This window comes from candidate division WOR-3 bacterium (assembly GCA_011052815.1).
In the GTDB taxonomy this organism is placed as follows: Bacteria; Hydrothermota; Tepidihabitantia; order SM23-42; family SM23-42; genus DRIG01.
The window spans coordinates 1-3,364 of sequence record DRIG01000080.1 but is presented as its reverse complement, the minus strand read 5'-3'; the positions used below and the strand labels follow the sequence as shown (position 1 = coordinate 3,364).

The 3,364-nt window shown below is 43.7% G+C and carries 3 protein-coding genes; 2 read left to right on the top strand and 1 reads right to left on the bottom strand.

Annotation, left to right across the window (positions count from 1 at the left end):
- Positions 1-657: 657 nt before the first annotated feature.
- Entirely contained in the window at positions 658-1,599 is a 942-nt protein-coding gene (locus ENI34_07395; protein ID HEC78950.1) for an acetyl-CoA carboxylase carboxyltransferase subunit alpha, read from the top strand.
- Positions 1,599-2,237 carry a DUF4388 domain-containing protein gene (locus tag ENI34_07390; GenBank protein ID HEC78949.1) on the top strand — a complete coding sequence of 213 codons (639 nt, stop codon included), beginning with the start codon at positions 1,599-1,601 and terminating at the stop codon, positions 2,235-2,237. Before ENI34_07395 ends, ENI34_07390 begins: the two co-directional genes overlap by 1 nt.
- Positions 2,238-2,593: 356 nt before the next feature.
- On the opposite strand, the gene ENI34_07385 is transcribed toward ENI34_07390, so the two are convergent.
- On the bottom strand, positions 2,594-3,307 hold the full coding sequence (locus ENI34_07385) for a T9SS type A sorting domain-containing protein (protein ID HEC78948.1): 714 nt from the start codon (positions 3,305-3,307) through the stop codon (positions 2,594-2,596).
- Positions 3,308-3,364: the final 57 nt, after the last annotated feature.

The window sequence follows — 3,364 nt, the reverse complement described above, 5'->3', positions numbered from 1 at the left end:
TCGTTTTTACCTCTCGATGCAGAGTGTATCCCTGGCATTAAGCAAAAAAATAAAATCAATCGATTTCGGCCTGGCATTCATCAATTTCGATTACGGAGATATTGAATGGCATCCCAATTATCCCTCAGAGGATTCACTGGTCTATTATACTGCCAATGACTTTTCAATGATCCTGAGCAGCAAAATAGCCGTATCAGAAAACGGTAATGTCGGGATAAGTATAAAATATATTTCAGAAAGTATCTATATCTACTCAGACCACGCCCTTGCCTTTGATATCGGATTTTCGTATTTCAAGACACCATATGGAGTTACTTTCGGAGCGTCGAACTGCGGCACAAAGATTTCCCTTAATAATGAAGAAGTGAATCTTCCCGCCCGTCTGAGTATGGGTGGTTTTTACGACTTAAAAAAATTGAGTGTAAGCACAGACGTTCATTATTTGGTAAACAACGGCATCTTCGAATTCGGCATCGGCATCCGGGTACCGGTATATAGTATGATGGTCTTTGATCTCGCCGCTCAATACCGCGAGAGTTTCTATCCGGGGTTCGGCGTCACTTTAAAGACCGGCGGATTGGCTTTCAGATATGCAGGCTCACTTTATCCCAAAAATCTCGGTATGATCAGTACCTTTGGTATCGGGTTTGAATTCTGATGAACGGACTCTGGCTGGATTTTGAAAGGCCCATCGTCGATCTTGAAAAAAAGATTGAAGAACTTAAAGGATTAAGCGGCGTTGAAGAAGAGATAGAACGCCTCAAGGCCCAGGCTGAAAAACTGAAGAAGAGAATCTATTCCAACCTGACCCGCTGGCAGAGGGTGCAGCTGGCACGCCATCCCCGCAGGCCGTATCCCCTTGATATCATCCCCTTGATTACTGAAGACTTCATCGAGTTGCACGGAGACCGGCGTTTTGGAGATGATTGGGCGATTGTGGCTGGAATCGCGAAATTGGATAAGTATAATATCGCGATCGTGGCGCATCAAAAAGGTCGTGATACAAAAGAAAAGATAAAACGAAATTTCGGCATGCCTCACCCTGAAGGATATCGAAAAGCCCTAAGAATCATGAAGATGGCGGCGAAGTTCAATATGCCCGTGATAACAATGGTCGATACACCCGGTGCTTATCCAGGCGCCCAGGCAGAAGAACGGGGTCAGGCAGAATCAATCGCCACAAACCTCTTTGAAACAGCTACATTACCAGTGCCCATAATAGTTCTCATTCTCGGAGAAGGCGGTTCAGGAGGAGCTCTGGCGATCGCCGTGGGCGACCGTATATTGATGTGTGAAAACGCCATCTATTCAGTGATCTCACCAGAGGGATGCGCCTCGATCTTATGGCGTGATTCCTCAAAGAACAAAGAGGCGGCGGAATCTTTGAAATTGACCGCCCCGGATCTTAAAAAATTCGGGATTATCGATGAGATTGTTCCTGAGCCGATCGGCGGCGCCCATATGGACTTCGCCACGAGTGCGGAAAACATCAAAGAAGCTCTTGTTCGGAATATGAATGAACTCGTAAAGATCCCTGCAAATAAGTTGATTGAATTAAGAATACGGAAATTTCAAAATATGGGGGTATATAAAGAATAATGGCGTTACAGGGGAATTTAGAAGATTTTGAATTAACCGATGTCTTTCAACTGATTCAGCTGGGGCAAAAAGACGGTGGTTTGAGGATTCAAACAACCGATGATGTGGGCATCGTATATTTTAAAAACGGTATGGTGATTCATGCAAAAACAAATTCCATCCAGGGAGAAGGAGCGATCGACGTCATCCTGAGCTGGAAAAGCGGACGTTTTATATTTAATCCCAGTGAAGAGACCCTCGAGCATACCGTCGACCTACCGATCCAGCAGGTCATTCTCGAAGCAGCCCGCCGTATCGACGAAATGAATAAAATTCAGAAATTAATTCCTTCCTTTGATGTGATCGTAAAGATCGTCGAAGTCCCTGATGCCGGAGTCGAAAAGATCCACTTGAAGCCGGAAGAGTGGAAAGTACTCTCGTTTGTCGACGGCACCAGGGCGATAAAGGATATCGCCGCCAAAGCGAACCTCTCTGAATTCGAGACCGCCCGGATTCTCTACGGGCTGATATCTTCGGGTCTGGTCAAGATTGCAAAGAAGACCGAGCCACCGACTGAGACGCCTCCTGCGGCAGAACCGGAGAAAAAAGAAGACAAGAAAGAAGGCGGTGGACTCTTCGGTTTCTTCAAGAAAAAATAATTCTTTTGTGTACCTCTAAGACAGCTGACTCCTCTCCATTTTTTTCTTTTTGATTAAAAACCCTCCTTTTCCCCGTTATTCTGAGTCCGTCTGCCGTTCTTTTTGGCGGGTGGATGAAGAATCTCTATTTTCCCATCCTTCCTTCTTTTCTAAAGGAAGAAAAACAGAATATCGAAAACATTTAGTTATTGAGATTCTTCACGGAGTTCACACTGAACAGAGTGAATGTGCTCAGACGCTGTCCTGAGTGAAACGAAGGAATGGCAGAACAAGGAGATGGAGTCAGAGAAAATCTGACCAGCTATCTTCATAACATCCTCAACTTTCAACAAAGAAACAGCGCCGGCATATTTTTATTATCTTATAAGCAGGAATTTTTCACTCACCTGTTTATCATTCTGTTTAAGCACAATAAAATAGACACCACCGGCTAAATTGCCGATTTCAACCATTTTCTGATAATCACCAGGCAGATAAAAACCCTGCTCAATCATCTTGACCCTGATCCCTGCAATATCATAAAGTGCAAGCTCAATCTTACCCTTCATCAGTAAAGTGTACTCAATATTCAAATAACAAGAAATAATATCCGGATAAACCCGCAACCGATATTCTTTCGGTTTTGGATTGCTCTTTTTATTCTCAGCTATCCCGGTAAATGTGCCCTTGGCATACTTCAGCCGATAACAGTTACCAGGTCCAGAAGTCATATACGCAACATAAGGATTATCATTTCCATCTAAACAGAAAGAGACTGAACGGTAGGTCATAGCATCAGGGTCAGGCTCAATATATCCACATAAATACCAGGTTAAAGAATCACGATAACAGTATTCCGGTCGCTGACCCATCTGATCAACATAGACAATATGGGGTAAACCAAAGCTATCAAGACAGAGCCGAATCTCCCAGGAACCCGCATCACCCGTAAACTCATTATGCCAGAAACTACCATCATAATAAGCACAATATAATGCCGGCCATTTGCAATAACCAATAACCGGATAATCAAGATCGTTAAGACCAAGCCATAATGAACCGTGCTCACTCCACCCCTCATCAATTTCCATAAATATCCAATCAGTTCCATCCCAATATGTATATTTAACTAAATTTGAATCTCCCTT